The following is a 16,717-nucleotide window of genomic DNA, read 5'->3' as shown; positions in this document are numbered from 1 at the left end:
AATGTGATAATTTTGATAAAATGTTTAAACTTTAGACCTAATAGCAGTTGAAATTTGTTCCTGATATTAAGTTAGCGCAAGTTCGACGATAATCGTCAGCTTCAGTAGTGCTGAGTGACTAAGAGAGTGAAACGGTAGAGCGCAAACTACGCACCTAGCAAGTCAAACTTTACAGACCAGTAATTGAATTTAACACTCTTCTTAAATTACACTGCTAATTTTGACTAGGGAATCAGGAGGCTAAGGTGGAAAGCAACACCACAACATGGTGGATATATGCATTATTGTCAGCTGGCTTTGCAGCATTGACAACTATCTTTGCCAAAATTGGGATCGAAAATGTGAATGCTAATTTAGCAACAGCAATCCGAACTGTTGTCATCTTAGTAGTTGCTTGGGGGATTGTATTTTTTCAGGGAAACGTAGTTAATATCTTAGCTATATCCCAAAAAACCATGATTTTCTTATTATTATCTGGACTATCTACAGGGTTATCATGGATTTTTTATTTCCAAGCCTTACAAGTAGGAAAAGCTTCCCTTGTCGCACCAATTGATAAATCAAGCTTGGTATTAGTTTTATTGTTTTCAGTCATTTTCTTGGGAGAAACATTAAGCTGGAAGATAATTTTAGGAACGGGGTTAGTAGTCATAGGGACTTTAGTTTTAATTATTTAAAGTCTTAATTAAAAGGATGCTTTAAAAGTTCTAGTGTTCAAGTACGTCAGGTAGCTTTAAGTGGAAATTTGCCTACTTCTAACAAGGTGACTTTGATCGTTGCCGAGTCTTTTCAATTGAGATGTTAGGTGGATTTACGCCATACTGTACTAATAGTTGACAACGCGCTTTTGTCTGCCGTGCTGATAGTCTTTGCTACAGAATACTTAAAGTTTTGCAAAATATATTCTATTAATGTGCTCTGGCGTACATGATTAATATGTGCTATTGCCATGAGGAATCAGGATGAGTAATGTGCTCTCTATAGCCGCAGTGACAGCAGTACTAAAAGTCTTGCTGGAAAATGGTTTAGTCAGCGATCCGATCGCTGCTAGTGTTGGTGATGTGATTGTAACTGCCCTACCGCCCGATCGAATTTCAGTTGAAGCTGACGAGCGCGCCCAAATCAACCTCTTTCTCTATCAAGTGACGCAGAATCGCAATGTCGATTGGGTATCTCAAGAATTTCGGAGCAGGCACTCACGGATTAATGGAAACCCGCGCTCTCCAATTCCACCACTAGCTCTTGACCTCCACTACTTACTCACAGCCTACGGAGCTAAGGATTTTCAGGCGGAGCTTTTACTGGGCTATGCAATGCATTTATTACACAAAACACCAGCGATCGCATCTGATATTATTGAAAATACTTTGATAAATGCATCTACAACCAATACTTCCAGTGCTTTTTCGCAAGCTGTAGCAAGTGTGTCTGTATCCGCTTTAGCCGAACAAATTGGGCAGATCAAATTGACTCCAGAGTTTTTTAACATGGAAGAAACTTCTAAGTTATGGTCTGCTTTACAAACACACTATCGACCTTCAGCTACCTATCTGGCATCAATGGTATTGATTGAAAGTACCAATGACAAGTCTGAAAGTTTTTACATGATGCCCTTGTCTCAACCGAATATAGAGCAAGTTATAGCTCCAGCCAAGACTGAACAAATGATTGTTGCAGGTACAACATTAGTAATTCGTGGTAAACGGTTACGCGGTGAGATCACACGAGTTCGTTTTGGCAATACGGAAACATTACTAGTACCTCAAGAAGTCAAAGAAACTCAAATCAGTTTGTTAGTCCCGCCAGATTTATACGCAAGGGTACAGGGTGTGCAAGTTGTACATCTAACAATGGGTAATGCAGGGCAAACGAATCATCTAGTTGAATCAAACGTGGCGGCTTTTGTCTTACATCCAACAATTACAGCATTCGTCACTCAAGTAGAAAATAGCGGTGAGAATTTACGCGCAGCAGAAATTACCGTTAAATTCCAACCGAAAGTAGGTAAGGCACAGCGGGTAGTTTTGCTACTCAATGAAGTATCAGGTGATAATCCAGTAGCTTACTCTTTCTTGGCTGCACCACCTACCCAAGACACAGATGCGATCGCGATTCCGGTCAAAAATGTCAAGCCAGGAACTTATATTGTCCGGGCGCGGGTAGATGGGGCCGAAAGTCCACTGCAAAAGAATCAGTTTGGGGAATATGATTCGCCACAGGTGACAATTTTATGAATGCTACGACAATTAATCACAATTGGGATGAGGCAAACTACCGCTACCTATCAGCAGCTCTCGCCGTGGTGCGTGGTATTTTAGAAAATCACACGGCAAAAGAGCAAAATCAACCTGAAGAGAACAACCAAGAGCATTTACAGCAGGAGTTACAGGAAGCTACTGCTGCTATGCCTGCACCATCGGCATTGGAGAGAATATGCAAAATGTTTCGCCTCTCATCCTTTGAACGCGATTTGTTGCTGTTGTGTGCAGGTATGGAATTAAATGGAGATTTTGCCAAATTGTGTGCTATAGTTAACGACGATTCACAACGAGCTTACCCAACTTTGGGTTTAGCTCTGGCAGCTTTACCTAACGTCCACTGGGATGCGATCGCTCCAAATGCTCCCTTACGTCATTGGCGGTTAATTCAAATTGGTGATGGTCATTCCCTAACTCTTAGTCCCTTGAGAATTGACGAGCGGATTTTACATTATCTCACGGGTATTCAATATCTTGACGAACGGCTAGCTGGTATTATTGAGCCATTAGAAGAGGTTAGCGATTTAGTACCTTCGCATCAAGATTTAGCAGAGCGAGTCGCAGCAGTTTGGTCACAAGCTTACAAGGTTAATAACTTGCCAATTGTCCAGTTATCTAGTGGTGAAACTGCTAGTAAACGTGACATTGCCGCCACAATTTGTCAACTTCAGGGTTTAAGCTTGTGGGTAATGCCTGCACAAGTTATTCCTTTAGCACCTGGCGAGTTGGATAATCTCATTCGCCTGTGGACTCGTGAGACGATTTTAAGTAAGAGTGCCTTACTCATAGACTGCAACGAACTGGATACTAATGATACAGCGCGGCTGAATGCGATCGCTCGTTTCATCGAACGCACAAAGGGCTTTTTAATAGTCACGAGTCGGGAACGGATCGGCTTATCACAACGCCTAGTAGTTAATTTTGATGTACATCAACCAACTAGCAAAGAACAAGGTGCAGTTTGGCAAGATGCACTAGGGGCGAGTGCATCGCAAATGAATGGGCAAGTCAAAACCTTAGTGGATCAGTTTAACCTCAGTGCTGCAACCATTCGTGCTGCTTGTGCAGAAGCCGCAGGACAGTTGGCACAAACACCAGAAACCGATATCACTAGCATTTTATGGGATGCCTGTCGTGTGCAAGCACGTCCGCGCTTAGATGAACTCGCCCAAAGAATTGAGCCATCTGGGGATTGGGATGACTTAGTATTGCCAGAGGCACAGAAACAAGTTCTCCGGGAAATTGCGGCTCATGTACGGCAACGGAGTACTGTATATAACAATTGGGGTTTTGGGGGCAAGAGTGCTAGGGGATTGGGAATCAGCGCTCTATTTGCAGGTAGTAGCGGCACTGGTAAAACTTTGGGAGCAGAAGTACTGGCCCATAAATTACGCCTCGACCTCTATCGGATTGACCTATCATCGGTAGTCAGCAAATATATTGGCGAGACAGAGAAGAATTTGCGCCGGGTATTTGATGCCGCAGAACAAGGTGGAGTGATTTTGTTATTTGATGAAGCCGACGCCTTATTTGGTAAACGGAGTGAAGTTAAAGATGCGCGCGATCGCTATGCCAATATTGAAGTTAGTTATCTATTGCAACGTATGGAAAGTTACCCAGGTTTAGCAGTCTTGACTACGAACTTGAAGAGTGCAATTGATACAGCCTTTTTGCGGCGGATTCGCTTTGTGGTGCAGTTTCCCTTCCCCGATACAACCCAACGAGCCGAGATTTGGCGGCGAGTCTTTCCAGCCGAAACCCCAACCGCAGATTTAGATGCTCTGCAACTAGCACGGCTCAATGTCGCTGGAGGTAATATCCGTAATATTGCCTTAAATGCGGCTTTTTTGGCTGCCGATGCTGGGGAAGCGGTGCAGATGAAACACGTATTGCGAGCGGCTCAAACAGAATACAGTAAGTTGGAGAAACCCCTGACTGATGCGGAAGTTGGCGGATGGATGTAATTTTGCAATTTTGACCTTATACCAATTCAAAAAATGATTGTGACAGATGGATTCACACCAAGCCAGACGCACCAAGGCAATTCCAAATCCAAAATCTAAAATCCAAAATCTAAAATAGTATTACTCTGGTAATTCACCAAATCTTTCCCGATAGCGAACAAGCATAGACTCCACTTGGGCAAGTTGTTGCTCGGCTTGTTCGCGTTGCTGTTCGGCTTGTTGACGCTGTTGCTGTTCTTGGCGTGCTACTTCTTCTGGCGTGGGTGTCAGTTGTCCATCGGGAGTGAAAAAGCGCAACTTCGATTGATAAACTCCCAAATATAACTGCAATTGCTGACTCCATAACCAACCAGCTTCATTTGCTTGCAGTTCTTGATAACGACCATCTAATAAATGAAATCCTTTAAATTCTAAACTTACCGGGTCAAACCAAAAATAATCAGGAGTCCGCCAAATATCTTGATAGATTTCCTTTTTCAGCCCTCTATCAGTAGCAGCTGTTTTGTCAGAAAGAATCTCTACAATCACATTTGGGTATTTGCCATCTTCTTCCCAAACTACCCAGCTTTTGCGTATTTTACGTTGGGTATTTAAAACTACAAAGAAGTCGGGGCCTCTAAATTGCTCAGACTTGTGTTGACGCGGACTGTAATAAATCGTCATGTTACCGCAAGCGTAGAAATCTTGACGCTCCTGCCACAACCATTCCAAACACTGAATCAACAGCAGTATTTGCCGCAAGTGAAGTTCTGTTTCCAAAGGTGGTTCATCACTGTATAAATCACCAGGAGGAAATATAACATCTTCTGGTGTGTCTTCTAAAATTATTCCTAAATCTTGAGCAGAAGACATAATAATTTCTATTTTGACAAGATAAATCTAACTTAACCCAATTCATTCACCTGCAAAAGCGATCGCCCCAGTTTTCATCCCAGCTTTCTAGAATTACAAGTCTCGCTCGCTCACACAGAGCCACTGCTGGCAAAGAATAATTTCTACTTAAGTCGATAGCGATCGCCACTAAACAAATTGTATAATTTGATTCAAAAATATGCTTGAGGATGTGAGATGAGCAATCGCATATTTGGGCCTAAGAAAGCAGATACACCCACTTTTTCAAATCCGTCGCTGCTCTCAGCAACAACTCCAACGCTGGCAAATCCAGTGCGCGGCTTTGACATCGCAAATAAAGCTCCAATCCAAGCATCCTCTGAAGTATCAACCGACCTGCAAGCTGCACAATCTGCTGGCGAACAATCCTGGGAATCACAAGCTATCAAAAAAAAGCCTGTTCACGACATTAGTAGCATAGCGTTGCGTCGTCCACAAGCAAAACTGACGGTTGGAGAACCAGGAGACCAGTATGAGCAGGAAGCCGATAGGGTGGCTAATCAAGTCATGTCAATGCCTAATACTGCGATGCAACCGCAGATGACACCAGAAGAACAGACTCAAGAGGAAGAAGTGCAAACAAAACCTCTCGATGTTTACTTTGGGCAAAGGAAATCGCCAGAGAATAATCAGTTGACCCATGTAGTACAACAGAAAAGTGGGGTATTGCAGAAAGCGCCAAAAAACCCAGTAGTTACAGAACTTTCGACAAAACTGCCACTGACGGAAGCCAATGCAAGATTAATTGACGCTTTTCATAATTTAGGTAGTATCTATGTGGATTTATCTGTAGCAAATACTGATTTAATCAGTACAAAATTAAGAATTTTCTCCATAAATTACGATATGGCTTACAGCAATTACTCAAGAGTAATTGGTCAAGGAAGAGCAGAAGCACAAAATCAAACTCTTTGGAGAGGAATATTTTTAGGAATAGGAACAGGTGTTTTAGCAGGTCTTGCCGCCGCCTATATTGCTCCTTCTACTGCTGCTGGATGGTTTGCTCTTACCCTAGCTGATGCAGGTACAGCAGCCGGTTCTTCATTTTTACAAGGAGCTGCATCTTCGGCTATAGCTCTTGCTGTATCAGACGCCATCACAACGCGAGGCAGTGATTTACAACCTGGTGGTCTTTCACCTGATATGCTGCGAAGTAATATTTGGCAACACGTTGCATCAATGTATCGTGGTGCATTGCAAACCAATAAAGTATTAGCAAACTTACATAAAAATACTGTTATTCTTGAGCGATTAATTGCAGAAATCAGGGTACAAATTGCTGGTGGTTCATCGCCATATTCACCAGCAGATATACTAACAGCAACTAATACCATGAACGATCGCATTAATGGAATGGCAAGTGTCTTTAGCGAGTTGAGACAAAAAGCAACTGCGATGAGTGCCTTTGGTAATTCTATTTTGGCTTATGACCCTACAAAGCCCGGAGTCGATCAAATAGAAAAAGATATTTGGATTATGTGGATGGGAACTTTAAGTAATGATGACTCTGACATTCTTGATTTAGATAATATTGAGGATCATTTGAAGAGTATCGGGATTTTAGGTAATGGTGGTTTATTAGGTGTAGATTTTGGGGACTATACCTCGGAAGACGATGAACTAGCGGCTTTAGCAGCAGCTCGTCCTCGCGCTGCAACCATAAAAGGAAGGTACGATCAAACGGCTTCTCAATGGACTGCACCAAGTCCCTGAGTCAACTTTTAATTATTTACTTTGATTTGTTTGCAGAGCCGTCTACTAAATCAAAGATTTTTAGAGGATGTTTTAAAAGTCCTATTGTCCGTATCAAATAGTTTTAGATCCCCCTAAATCCCCCTTAAAAAGGGGGACTTTGATTCCGGTTCCCCCCTTTTTAAGGGGGGTTAGGGGGGATCTAAAAGTGCCTAAAGTCACAGTGAAACACTTTTAAAACAACCTCTTACATCGTTTCCAATCTCCGACTGGTGAGACAGATTTGAGTAGCACACTTTAAAACTTTTTCAACTTGTTTTGGTGCTTTAATTTCAGTAAATAGCTGAATCGCTCGGTCGAAATTTATTTGACTCTCATCAGGCTTTGACATCTTTTGATTAGTTAAACCCAGTTGAAAATAGGCTTCAGCTAAATCGCATTTAGCGCCTATTTTATCCAAAAGTTCGATTGCTTCTGTATGATTAGCAATAGCTAATGCAAAATCTGTTTGTTGTCGATGGATTTCTGCTAAACCATTGAGTGTTTTTGCTTTTACCTGCATATAGTGACTTTCTTCAGCAAAAGTCAAAGCTTGGTGTAATATCTGATTTGCCTGAGAAAATTTGCCTAAATTGACGTAGGTTTGACCTAAAATTTGCATGAAATAGACAAATCTTCCAGTTTGTTCTACCAGTTTTTCGTTCGTAATATTTTGATAAGCTACATCTGTCAATTGATATGAGGGGTCGCGCAAACCTAAATAAGAATACACCAAAGCTAAACAAACTGAAGCTTTCTCTGCCCAGCGATGATGCTCGGTATTTTGAGCTAAATAAATTACTTGTTGAAATAACTTTGCGGCTGCCTCTAGTTCCCACAAATCTATCTTGTAAAGACCAATACTTAATAAAGAATCTACTTCTAGCATCCTCAGATAGTAAACTGTATGTTTATTTTCCGGCTGAGGTACAAGTGATTTGAGTGCTTGTGTTGCTAAAGTAATAGTCTTTTCTTGACAAGCGATCGCTTGACTAATTTTACCTGTTATCCAATATAAATCGCCCAGTATATTGTAAAGTTCGCTGAGATTTTGGTCATTTTCTAGATTGTGAACAACTCGATCAATTGCCGCAAGTATCGGCTGAATTAAACCCATCCGATACAACGTACTACCAAGAGGCAAAAACTGCTGCCATTGATTATTTCGGCTTTTTAAAATTACCTTACCCGCCAACTCAAATTCTTGAATTTCTATGTAGTGATAATATGCTTCCAGAGCTTGCAAAGCATCTTTAAAAGTTTCAATTTGTTTAACACTAGTTGTCCAAAATTCTGCGGCTTTGTGGTTGGCAATTTCCCATTCATCGCTGGGGCGTAAACGCGCGATCGCTTCTTGCCGAATCACCGGATGCAGCCAATATTCACCTTTTTCACACTCCACCAAAGACCGATTTCTCAAAGAGACAATAATTTGGCGATGTTGCTCGGCTGGGACATCCCACAGTAAAGAAAACAACCCCTGTGATGAGATGGTGGGTATATCTTGGTAACGATAACATCCCAAACGGCAAAGCAGGCGATAAGCTTGAGGGTCGAGGGCTTGCAGACGATTAATTTGACTAACTGCTAAATTTTTTAAGTCGGTTGCTGCTAAAGGATCGGCATGATTTTCTTGCCAATAAAGAGCCATATCACCGTCAAAATCCTCCTGAATCGAACCACAGAGAATTCCCATTGCTTTAGCATTACCGCCATAAGTGCGATGCATGATTTGCAAGGTTGGCGAGTTGATAGTTAACCCACGGTTGCTAAAAAACTGTTGCCATGCACTTTCATCTAAGCCAGGAAGCCGGTAGTGATTCACATTTAGCCCAGGTTCACAAAGGCGATCGCGACTAGTAATCAAGGTAACAGACTGCACCCTAGCATCAGCCAAAACCCGCAATAGTTCTACATAGTTGCGGTGAGAAGCAATCAACCCACCTTGTTGATCCAATGCAGGTTCTAGATTGTCAATTAACACCCCAATCCGCCGATTGTGAAGTTCGCGCTTGAGTCGCCCCAAAGTTACGCCAAATTCTACCCCAGGTTCTTGATCAAAGTCTTGTTTGAGCCATTCCTCAACTACTCGTTCGGCGGGGGTGATATTCTGCGTTTCCTTCGCCATCAGTAGTTCCAAAACCAAGTCAAACCCCTGAGTTTGGAGATATTGCTGCGCTAGAGTGGTTTTGCCCAAACCTCCCTCACCTTGGATGACAATGACTTTCGAGCCTTGATTTACCAAAGTATTCAGGTGAGCGATCGCTTCTGTTCGGCCAATAAAATTGGTATCCTCTAATTTTGGGGTGGGATGTGGCGATCGCGAGTAATCAATCAGACTGGATGATATCGCAGTAGTTTTTCTCAGAACTCGCTCCAAAGTAGCGCGACAATTACTTTTGGTAATCTTTTCTCGCAGTACTTTAGAAAGCAGCTTCCATAACTGAGAACCAGCATCCTTGGCGTGTCCTTCCGTACAACCGTAAGAATGAGCGATATCCAAGTATTTTCTACCCAACCAAACTTGCACAAGAATCACTTTTTGCAAATCGCTCAACCGTTCCCCAGTCTGCGGGGGAATTGTGGCATCTAACCATGCTAATGCTGCTTCAGCGTCCATTGTGTAACGACGAGGGGAGTTCAGATTTTAAGGACAACTATAAATTACTCTACAGTTATATTGCTGGAGTTTTCGGATAAGATTCTGTAAACCCGACTTTTTTCCCGACTTTTCCGAATAAAGCTTTCTCATCTCATAAAATAAAACTCATTAGGTCACTCCACCACCATCATTACTTATGGTGAAATCAGACCCACGTCAATTGCCTAGCAGTGCTGAACTTCCTTGTTCAGACGATACACCTGTGGATAACGAAGACCAGAATTTTATTCCGAACCTGCTTCTCTTCTTGCTGCAATATATTTGGGCAAACCGCAATGACTGGTTTTTCAGCGTGGATATGGGCGTTTACCATACTACAGGGGTTAGTCCACTTGTACCAATTGTCCCAGACGGATTTTTGAGCTTAGGTGTAGAACGCCGTAAGGAAGATAAATCTCGTAAAAGCTATGTTGTTTGGGAAGAAAATAACATTGTGCCTATCCTGGCTTTGGAAATTGTTTCCTTAACTCCGGGTGGAGAATACGACAAAAAATTAGACACCTATGCCAAGCTAGGGGTGCTGTACTACATTATTTATAATCCAGAGTATTGGCAAAGAGACCGTCACCAACCTTTTGAAGTTTATCGCTTAGTAGATGGTAGCTATCAACTGCAAATTGGTGAACCTTTTTGGATGCCAGAAATTGGTTTGGGAATTGGGCGATCGCAATACGTATCTGGTAATATCCAGCGTCAGGTTTTGTATTGGTATGACCAACAAGGAAAGCGCTATCAAACTCCAGAAGAACAGCTTGAATTAGTGCAAAAACAACTTGAGCGTTATCGTCAGCAATTTGGGGAACTGCCAGAATAAGTAAAGTATTAGATTTAAGGTAACGCCTTCTCTGCTTCTAGTAAAAATAGAATTGTGCTTGCCGTCATGTGAAGCTGGTAAGCAGCAAAGTGTTGTGGGACAGTAAGTGGCTGAGAACCTTGACCATGACCTGCATTTTTATTTCTCATAGTAGGAACTCCACTTTCAAGATTTGACTTTAGTGAGGTGAATTGGTTTTGTAAGTAAGTAGGAATCATATTATTCTGGAAGCAAAGATTAATCAGATTTTTCGCCGTATCTCCAGGTTGATAAATCCAGCCTCGAATATCACAAATAGTTTTCATAGTACTCTCGAAAGCTTTGAGGCATTCAACAAGGCATTCCTTGTATCGTTTATGCCGATAATGTTCGTGTGCTTTCAAAAATTCCTCATTTGCTCCTTTAAATCGTGTATCACTTAGCAAAAGCAAAACTGGCTTAACTGCCTCAGTGTGGATGATCTGAGAATCAACTCTGATAATTTCGCCTGACTCATACTGATAGCCTACCCCGTGTTCCCTAAACCTGAAGTTTAATTCTTCAATTGCTGCATCAGGTGTAATTTTTGGCTTACACAAGTATTTAATATTATTTTGTCTGTAAAATGTGTCTATCAATCTGAAACTCAATTCTACAACATCAAGAATATGATTAGTGTTGTTGCACTGTATACTAAAATTAATTACATCACCAATGTAATTTTCGTATTCAAAAAATTCTTTTTCTATTAGAGAGAATTTACCATATTCACGACATAAGGTATCGTGAATAAATTTGAAGTTTTCTATAGTTTTATGATTCCCATGATCGCCTAAAGCATCGTTCATAATATGAACAATCTGTACGCGAAGTGAACTAGGGATATTTTCATACTGATAAACATCAGGAAGTTCTCCCATAAATCTTTTTTGGCGTTTTGAGTATAGATCAAAAACATTCATACTTAAAAACACGATACATAATACTTTTATACTACAAAACAATAACTATAATGTCTATTGTGTATTAACACACACTATAGTTCTGTCAGATTAACCCTAACTAAGTAAGAACAAAGGTAGCATAACTCACAATTTTAATTCTTAAGAGTAAAAACTTGTACATCCTACAACCGACTTTTTCCCCGACTTTTGCAACCCTATCATATAAAACTGCCGACTTCAGCCGACTGACAAAACGAAGCGCGATCGCTTAGGCTATTGGGCATAGAGATAAAAATTTAAGTATAAAAATATGCTTAACACCCTCAGCCCAATTGCAGAAGACTTAGCAGGTCAAAGCTATCACAGTCCTCATTATTTACAAACACAGCACCGCATTCGTTCCCTCATAGACAGATATATTGCAGTCGAAAAACTACATGAGCGTCTGCAAGATTTACCGATACAGTTTGCCAATCCCCAACCGCGTCCCTGGAAACCCATCGATTGGCAGACAATTAACCGCAATCAAATTATCGGCTTAGACGCAGAGGTATTTTTATCTATATTGATAGGTGCGATGGACACAGAAGCTCCCATTCGCGGCTATACCCAAACCAGTCGGCAGTATTTGGAAAAATTGCATCCTCAAATGGCTCGGTTTGTTGGTGGAACAGTCGGTAAAGATGGCGAATTGCTGGAACTTGGTTTGTGGGAAAAGGAAGAACGTCAGCACACACCAGCATTAATCAAAATCTACGCCCAATTAACAGGTGAGAAAATTACCCCAAAACTTCGGACTGTTAGAAGCTATCTTCCCACAGATGACGCCAAGGAAGACTTATATCGCCACGGCTTACACCGCATTGCCACAGAATACGGTGCAACCTGTCTTTATATTTGGTTGATGGCTCACACCACTGGCGCACTCCAGGATGTTCTAGAGGAATTAGCACAGGATGAAATCAATCACATGACCAAATTCTGGGGGTTTGGAGTCTGGGCTTTCCCCGATACTGGCTTGATGCGAATTGGACGCACGCTAATCAAAACGCGATCGCAAAATTATCAGCGTAACAACCTCATGCGTACTCTCCGCCGCATGATGGCTACCCTCAACTGGAATTCTTGGTCATTAACCAACAAAACAACTCTCCTCTTCACCTTCACTTATACAATGCATCGCCTGTGGAGTTGGAACAACACCCTCACACCAGAGTACTTACAAAATTTATTTGAAATTACTCATTAACGCGATGTCCAACTTATTCTTAGAACCCCATTTCCATTCCTCTCCCCGAAAGGTCGATAGGCTTTGATTCTTACTCCCCTTCCCTTGCAGGGAAGGGGCTGAGGGTTAGGTTTTAAAGAAAGATTGCACACAGCGCTCATTAGTAAAAACAAATGACAAATGACAAAGGACAAATGACAAATGACAAGTGACAAATCAAAATTACCCACCGATTTAAACCCCCAAAAAATCCCCCAACATATCGCCGTTATCATGGATGGTAACGGACGATGGGCAACCAGTCGAGGATTACCGCGCATTGCTGGACATCGCCAAGGAGCAAGTACGCTCAAAGAACTATTGCGTTGCTGCAAAGATTGGGGAGTCAAAGCGTTGACAGCCTATGCTTTCTCAACAGAAAATTGGCAGCGTCCCATTGAAGAAGTAGATTTTCTGATGCATTTGTTTGAGCGGTTACTACATCGCGAGTTGGCTCAGATGCATCGGGAAGGTGTGCGAATCTCCTTTATTGGAGATTTATCGGCTTTACCCAAGTCTCTACAGACAGAAATGCAGCGTTCAATGGCAGAGACGTTGAACAATCAAGCAATCCACTTTACTGTTGCAGTCAACTATGGTAGCCGCAACGAAATTACCAAAGTTTGCCGTCAAGTAGCTCAACTGGTGGAACAGGGCAAACTCAGCGCCCAAGAAGTGAATGAAAGTCTTGTAGAAGAACACCTCTATACCGCAGACACTCCAGAACCAGATTTACTGATTCGTACTAGTGGTGAGATGCGATTGAGTAATTTTCTTTTGTGGCAAATGGCGTATACAGAGATGTATTTCACCGATATTCTTTGGCCAGATTTTAATCGAGAAGCATTTCATCAAGCTTTGTTGAGCTACCAAAGTCGCGATCGCCGTTTTGGTCAAGTTAAAGCTTCACTATCAGCTTAGTGTACCAAACATCAGACATCGCGTGAAGAAGGCAGAAGGCAATATTCCTTCTGCCTTTCTTGATAAAGTAAAAGCACCCATATTACCACGATGGTATATGAGCGCTCACAAATAAAACATTATCGAGGATAATCTATCTGCTATGACAGACCGAAGTAACTATAAGAATAGCAGGCACTGGGTAAATAAACTGCAAGGGTAGTTACAAATGTTTTGTTAAAAATATTACTTACCGTCAATATGATGCTTGATTTGGGCAAAATCCAATCGATTGCGGAATCCTATTCTCCCCAAGAACTCTTCGCTGCCTTAGTTTGGCAGCGTCGGTTCAATGAGTTTGATGGCGAAGAGGTAATTACTGACCTTTCCAACCACAGAAATTTATGGTCAAGCTTTCTCTTCACAAAACCAATCTTTGCACCAGATGAAAACGGTTTAAGCTTTGGTGGTATGGTCGATACCCTACTTGCAATGGCAAACTATCGTCCTATGCCTGAAACCAGCATCATCCATTTCATTGCCTATCCTGCCGATACACTGTACATTCTGACAGAGAACCAAGACACAAAAGTGTCAGAGCTTTTAGACTTAGGCAAAAAATGGCGAGCTGATTCAGTAGAGGTGAGTGATGGCACGAATGAAGACTACGGTTTGCGCCTGAAGCGCCGACTGAGAACTAGATTGGAAGGAGCGCTATGGGGTGAAGATGTTCACCAGGATTGTGATGCGGACATTCTTACCTATTGGTGGGATTAAATTCTTGAAAGTTATTTCCACCGTTTTCGTCCCGATCTTAGCCTACACCCAAATTGAGCAGCGATCGCAGCCTGACTTTTCACGTTATGTGGAAAAGTCCACCAAAAACCTAACCCCCTAACCCCCTTCCCGACGCGGGAAGGGGGAAAATTCAAAGTCTCTCTCCTTTTAGGAGAGAGATTTAGAGAGAGGTTTTCCAGATGCCGTGAAAGGTCAGAATCGCAGCCTCTTGATTTTTTTTGAGTAAATTATTCTTTGGTAGATATTAAGTCGCGGATGTCGGCTCAATACTATATTCGATATCACAAAATTAGACTTCTGTAATTATTCTTTTGTCAATAGTAATTATAATAACTACCAATATCATTTGTTGTTAATTCTTTCCAAAAATAGTATTTACTATAATTTAACACTTGCGATATAAGCTGAGGTTCTGGTAAGTCAATTCAGAAAAAAATCCTGATATCCAAAATTTAAAGTTAATAAGATTTTTTTATAAATCTACTTTAAGTTGACTTATCAATCCATTTTAAAATCGCAATTAATTTTTCCATTATTTTGTAGGTGTTGGGAGTTATCATGGCAAAATATCTACTAGCTTCTGCTAGTGGGATGGGGTTTTTATGTTTAATTGCCGGGTTATCACCTGTGCAAGCCCTTCCTAGTTTAGAAAGTGCAGATAAAAACGTAGCTGTTAATCAAAATGATGGCAACTATCAAAAAACTGATTCTCATCAAAGCAATTTAGCAAATAATATCTCCAGTCAATTGCTGATAGCTAATGATAGTCAAAAAAATTTACCCTCAGTCAATCAACAGCAAAAAAATCAAGATTTAGGAGTAGATTCTGCTGTTAACTTTTGGCAGCCAATCACAGCACAACCAGCAAGTTCATCTCCATCCTCAGACAAACTTGCACAAGTAACATCCGTATCCCAATTGTCTGATGTACAGCCGACCGATTGGGCTTTTCAGGCACTCCAATCTTTAGTTGAGCGCTATGGTTGTATCGCAGGTTATCCGAATCAAACCTATCGCGGTAATCGGGCGATGACTCGCTATGAATTTGCTGCTGGCTTAAATGCTTGTTTAGAGCGAATCAACGAACTGATTGCAACTGCAACTGGTGATTTGGTTAAGAAAGAAGATTTAGCCACGTTGCAGAAACTACAAGAACAATATGCGGCGGAATTGGCAACATTGCGAGGTCGAGTAGATGCTGTAGAAGCTCGCACAGCAGAAATAGAAGCAAATCAGTTTTCTACGACGACCAAACTCAATGGTGAGGTAATTATTGCTGGTGTTGGTGCTAGCGGCGGCGCTCCTAATGACAGTGACCCGAACATCATCCTAGTCAATAGAGTGCGATTAAATCTCACCACTAGCTTTACTGGTAAAGATTCATTAATTACTGGATTGCAAGCCTATAACTTTTTGGGTGGAGCCGATGGACAGGGTAGCTTACAACAAAGTTTAGGATTAGCTTCGCCGCTTTTAAGTGCAAGTAGCGCTCGTACCAGTTTTGAGCCGCAATTTCCGGGGTTAAATGTCAACACTTTGTCGAGTGTTGGCGCAAACAGCGTTCAGCTTTACAAATTGCTGTATATTTTTCCCGTCGCTAATAAATTAACCTTGTTTGCGGGAACTGCGGCGGAAACATCAGATGCTTTCCCAGCAATTACGCCTTTTTATGGTGAAGGACAAGAATCAATTTCTCGTTTTGGCAACTTGAATCCTGTGCTACGGGTTTCTGGTGGAACTTCGGGTACTGGTTTAGCATCGGCGGCGGGATTTATTTTTAATATTTCGCCAAATTTGGATTTAAGAGCTTTATACGGCAGTGTAAATGCCAATTTACCTGAAAAATCTGCGACTGAGGCAGTACCAGGAGTTTCTACTACACCTTTGGGAGCAGGTTTATTTAGTGGTAGTAGTATTATTGCCACACAGTTAACCTTCAAGCCAATTCCCGCTCTGGATATTGGTTTAAACTATGCCCACAGTTATCACGAAATCAATATTTTGGCTACAGGATTAGTTAGTAGTGATATCGGTGCTTTAGCAGGGGTTGCAACTGGAACACCGCTCACACTCAACTCTGTTGGCGGTACGGTAACATGGCGATTGTCTCCCAAAATAGCCTTATCTGGCTACGGTGCAGCAATATTTGTTGATGCTGCTTCAAATAGCGTGAATGCTTCCACCACCTTTACAAGTTGGATGGCGGGAGTTCACTTCAAAGATTTATTCAAGTCAGGAAACACTGCTGGGATTCTTTTTGGTCAGCCGCTTTACCGTAGTGATACTGGTGGTTCTGCTCAACTTACGCCCACAGGCGACAATCGGGCGACTCCTTACCATTTAGAAGCCTATTATCGCCTTCAAGTTAGCGATAATATCAGCATTACCCCTGGTGCATTTGTTCTCTTTAACCCAGAAGGTAACGGCAACAATGAGACCACGACTGTAGGTGTACTTCGGACTACTTTTACATTTTAAGAGATTGGAAGTATGGTCAAAATCCCCCAAT

The 16,717-nt window shown here is 41.7% G+C and carries 12 protein-coding genes; 9 read left to right on the top strand and 3 right to left on the bottom strand.

Annotated elements, in window-relative coordinates; translation table 11 throughout:
- Nucleotides 1-245: 245 nt before the first annotated feature.
- The 3 genes from V7K61_RS09325 to V7K61_RS09315 all read left to right on the top strand — a co-directional run bounded on the left by V7K61_RS09325 (nucleotide 246) and on the right by V7K61_RS09315 (nucleotide 4,222).
- The gene (locus tag V7K61_RS09325) at nucleotides 246-677 is read left to right on the top strand and encodes an EamA family transporter (RefSeq protein WP_094352699.1); all 432 of its coding nucleotides are present in this window, start codon (nucleotides 246-248) and stop codon (nucleotides 675-677) included.
- 285 nt (nucleotides 678-962) lie between these two features.
- Nucleotides 963-2,234: a DUF4255 domain-containing protein gene (locus V7K61_RS09320; protein ID WP_335052983.1), complete on the top strand. Its 1,272-nt coding sequence runs from the start codon at nucleotides 963-965 to the stop codon at nucleotides 2,232-2,234.
- Nucleotides 2,231-4,222: an ATP-binding protein gene (locus V7K61_RS09315; RefSeq protein ID WP_335052981.1), complete on the top strand. Its 1,992-nt coding sequence runs from the start codon at nucleotides 2,231-2,233 to the stop codon at nucleotides 4,220-4,222. Before V7K61_RS09320 ends, V7K61_RS09315 begins: the two co-directional genes overlap by 4 nt.
- A gap of 120 nt (nucleotides 4,223-4,342) precedes the next feature.
- Here V7K61_RS09315 and V7K61_RS09310 read toward each other — a convergent pair whose 3' ends face one another.
- The gene (locus V7K61_RS09310) at nucleotides 4,343-5,074 is read right to left on the bottom strand and encodes a Uma2 family endonuclease (RefSeq protein WP_335052979.1); all 732 of its coding nucleotides are present in this window, start codon (nucleotides 5,072-5,074) and stop codon (nucleotides 4,343-4,345) included.
- Nucleotides 5,075-5,290: 216 nt separating this feature from the next.
- Between V7K61_RS09310 and V7K61_RS09305 the strand changes: the two genes are divergently transcribed.
- Nucleotides 5,291-6,826, top strand: a complete 1,536-nt coding sequence (locus V7K61_RS09305; RefSeq protein WP_335052977.1) for a hypothetical protein — start codon at nucleotides 5,291-5,293, stop codon at nucleotides 6,824-6,826.
- A 226-nt stretch (nucleotides 6,827-7,052) separates the two neighbouring features.
- On the opposite strand, the gene V7K61_RS09300 is transcribed toward V7K61_RS09305, so the two are convergent.
- The gene (locus tag V7K61_RS09300; protein WP_335052975.1) at nucleotides 7,053-9,464 is read right to left on the bottom strand and encodes a tetratricopeptide repeat protein; all 2,412 of its coding nucleotides are present in this window, start codon (nucleotides 9,462-9,464) and stop codon (nucleotides 7,053-7,055) included.
- A gap of 178 nt (nucleotides 9,465-9,642) precedes the next feature.
- Here V7K61_RS09300 and V7K61_RS09295 point away from each other — a divergent pair, with 178 nt between their 5' ends.
- Nucleotides 9,643-10,320, top strand: a complete 678-nt coding sequence (locus V7K61_RS09295) for a Uma2 family endonuclease (RefSeq protein ID WP_335052973.1) — start codon at nucleotides 9,643-9,645, stop codon at nucleotides 10,318-10,320.
- Between the two features lie 14 nt (nucleotides 10,321-10,334).
- On the opposite strand, the gene V7K61_RS09290 is transcribed toward V7K61_RS09295, so the two are convergent.
- The gene (locus V7K61_RS09290) at nucleotides 10,335-11,261 is read right to left on the bottom strand and encodes an STM4504/CBY_0614 family protein (protein WP_335052971.1); all 927 of its coding nucleotides are present in this window, start codon (nucleotides 11,259-11,261) and stop codon (nucleotides 10,335-10,337) included.
- Nucleotides 11,262-11,553: 292 nt separating this feature from the next.
- Between V7K61_RS09290 and V7K61_RS09285 the strand changes: the two genes are divergently transcribed.
- The 4 genes from V7K61_RS09285 to V7K61_RS09270 all read left to right on the top strand — a co-directional run bounded on the left by V7K61_RS09285 (nucleotide 11,554) and on the right by V7K61_RS09270 (nucleotide 16,686).
- The gene (locus V7K61_RS09285) at nucleotides 11,554-12,492 is read left to right on the top strand and encodes a ferritin-like domain-containing protein (protein ID WP_335052969.1); all 939 of its coding nucleotides are present in this window, start codon (nucleotides 11,554-11,556) and stop codon (nucleotides 12,490-12,492) included.
- A gap of 180 nt (nucleotides 12,493-12,672) precedes the next feature.
- The gene (locus tag V7K61_RS09280) at nucleotides 12,673-13,431 is read left to right on the top strand and encodes an isoprenyl transferase (protein ID WP_335052967.1); all 759 of its coding nucleotides are present in this window, start codon (nucleotides 12,673-12,675) and stop codon (nucleotides 13,429-13,431) included.
- Between the two features lie 240 nt (nucleotides 13,432-13,671).
- Nucleotides 13,672-14,187, top strand: a complete 516-nt coding sequence (locus V7K61_RS09275) for a hypothetical protein (protein ID WP_335052965.1) — start codon at nucleotides 13,672-13,674, stop codon at nucleotides 14,185-14,187.
- Between the two features lie 579 nt (nucleotides 14,188-14,766).
- Nucleotides 14,767-16,686, top strand: coding sequence for an iron uptake porin (locus V7K61_RS09270; RefSeq protein WP_335052963.1), 1,920 nt, complete (start codon nucleotides 14,767-14,769; stop codon nucleotides 16,684-16,686).
- Nucleotides 16,687-16,717: the final 31 nt, after the last annotated feature.

The organism is Nostoc sp., assembly GCF_036918015.1.
Lineage (GTDB): Bacteria > Cyanobacteriota > Cyanobacteriia > Cyanobacteriales > Nostocaceae > Nostoc.
This window is presented reverse-complemented; position numbering and strand designations above follow the sequence as displayed.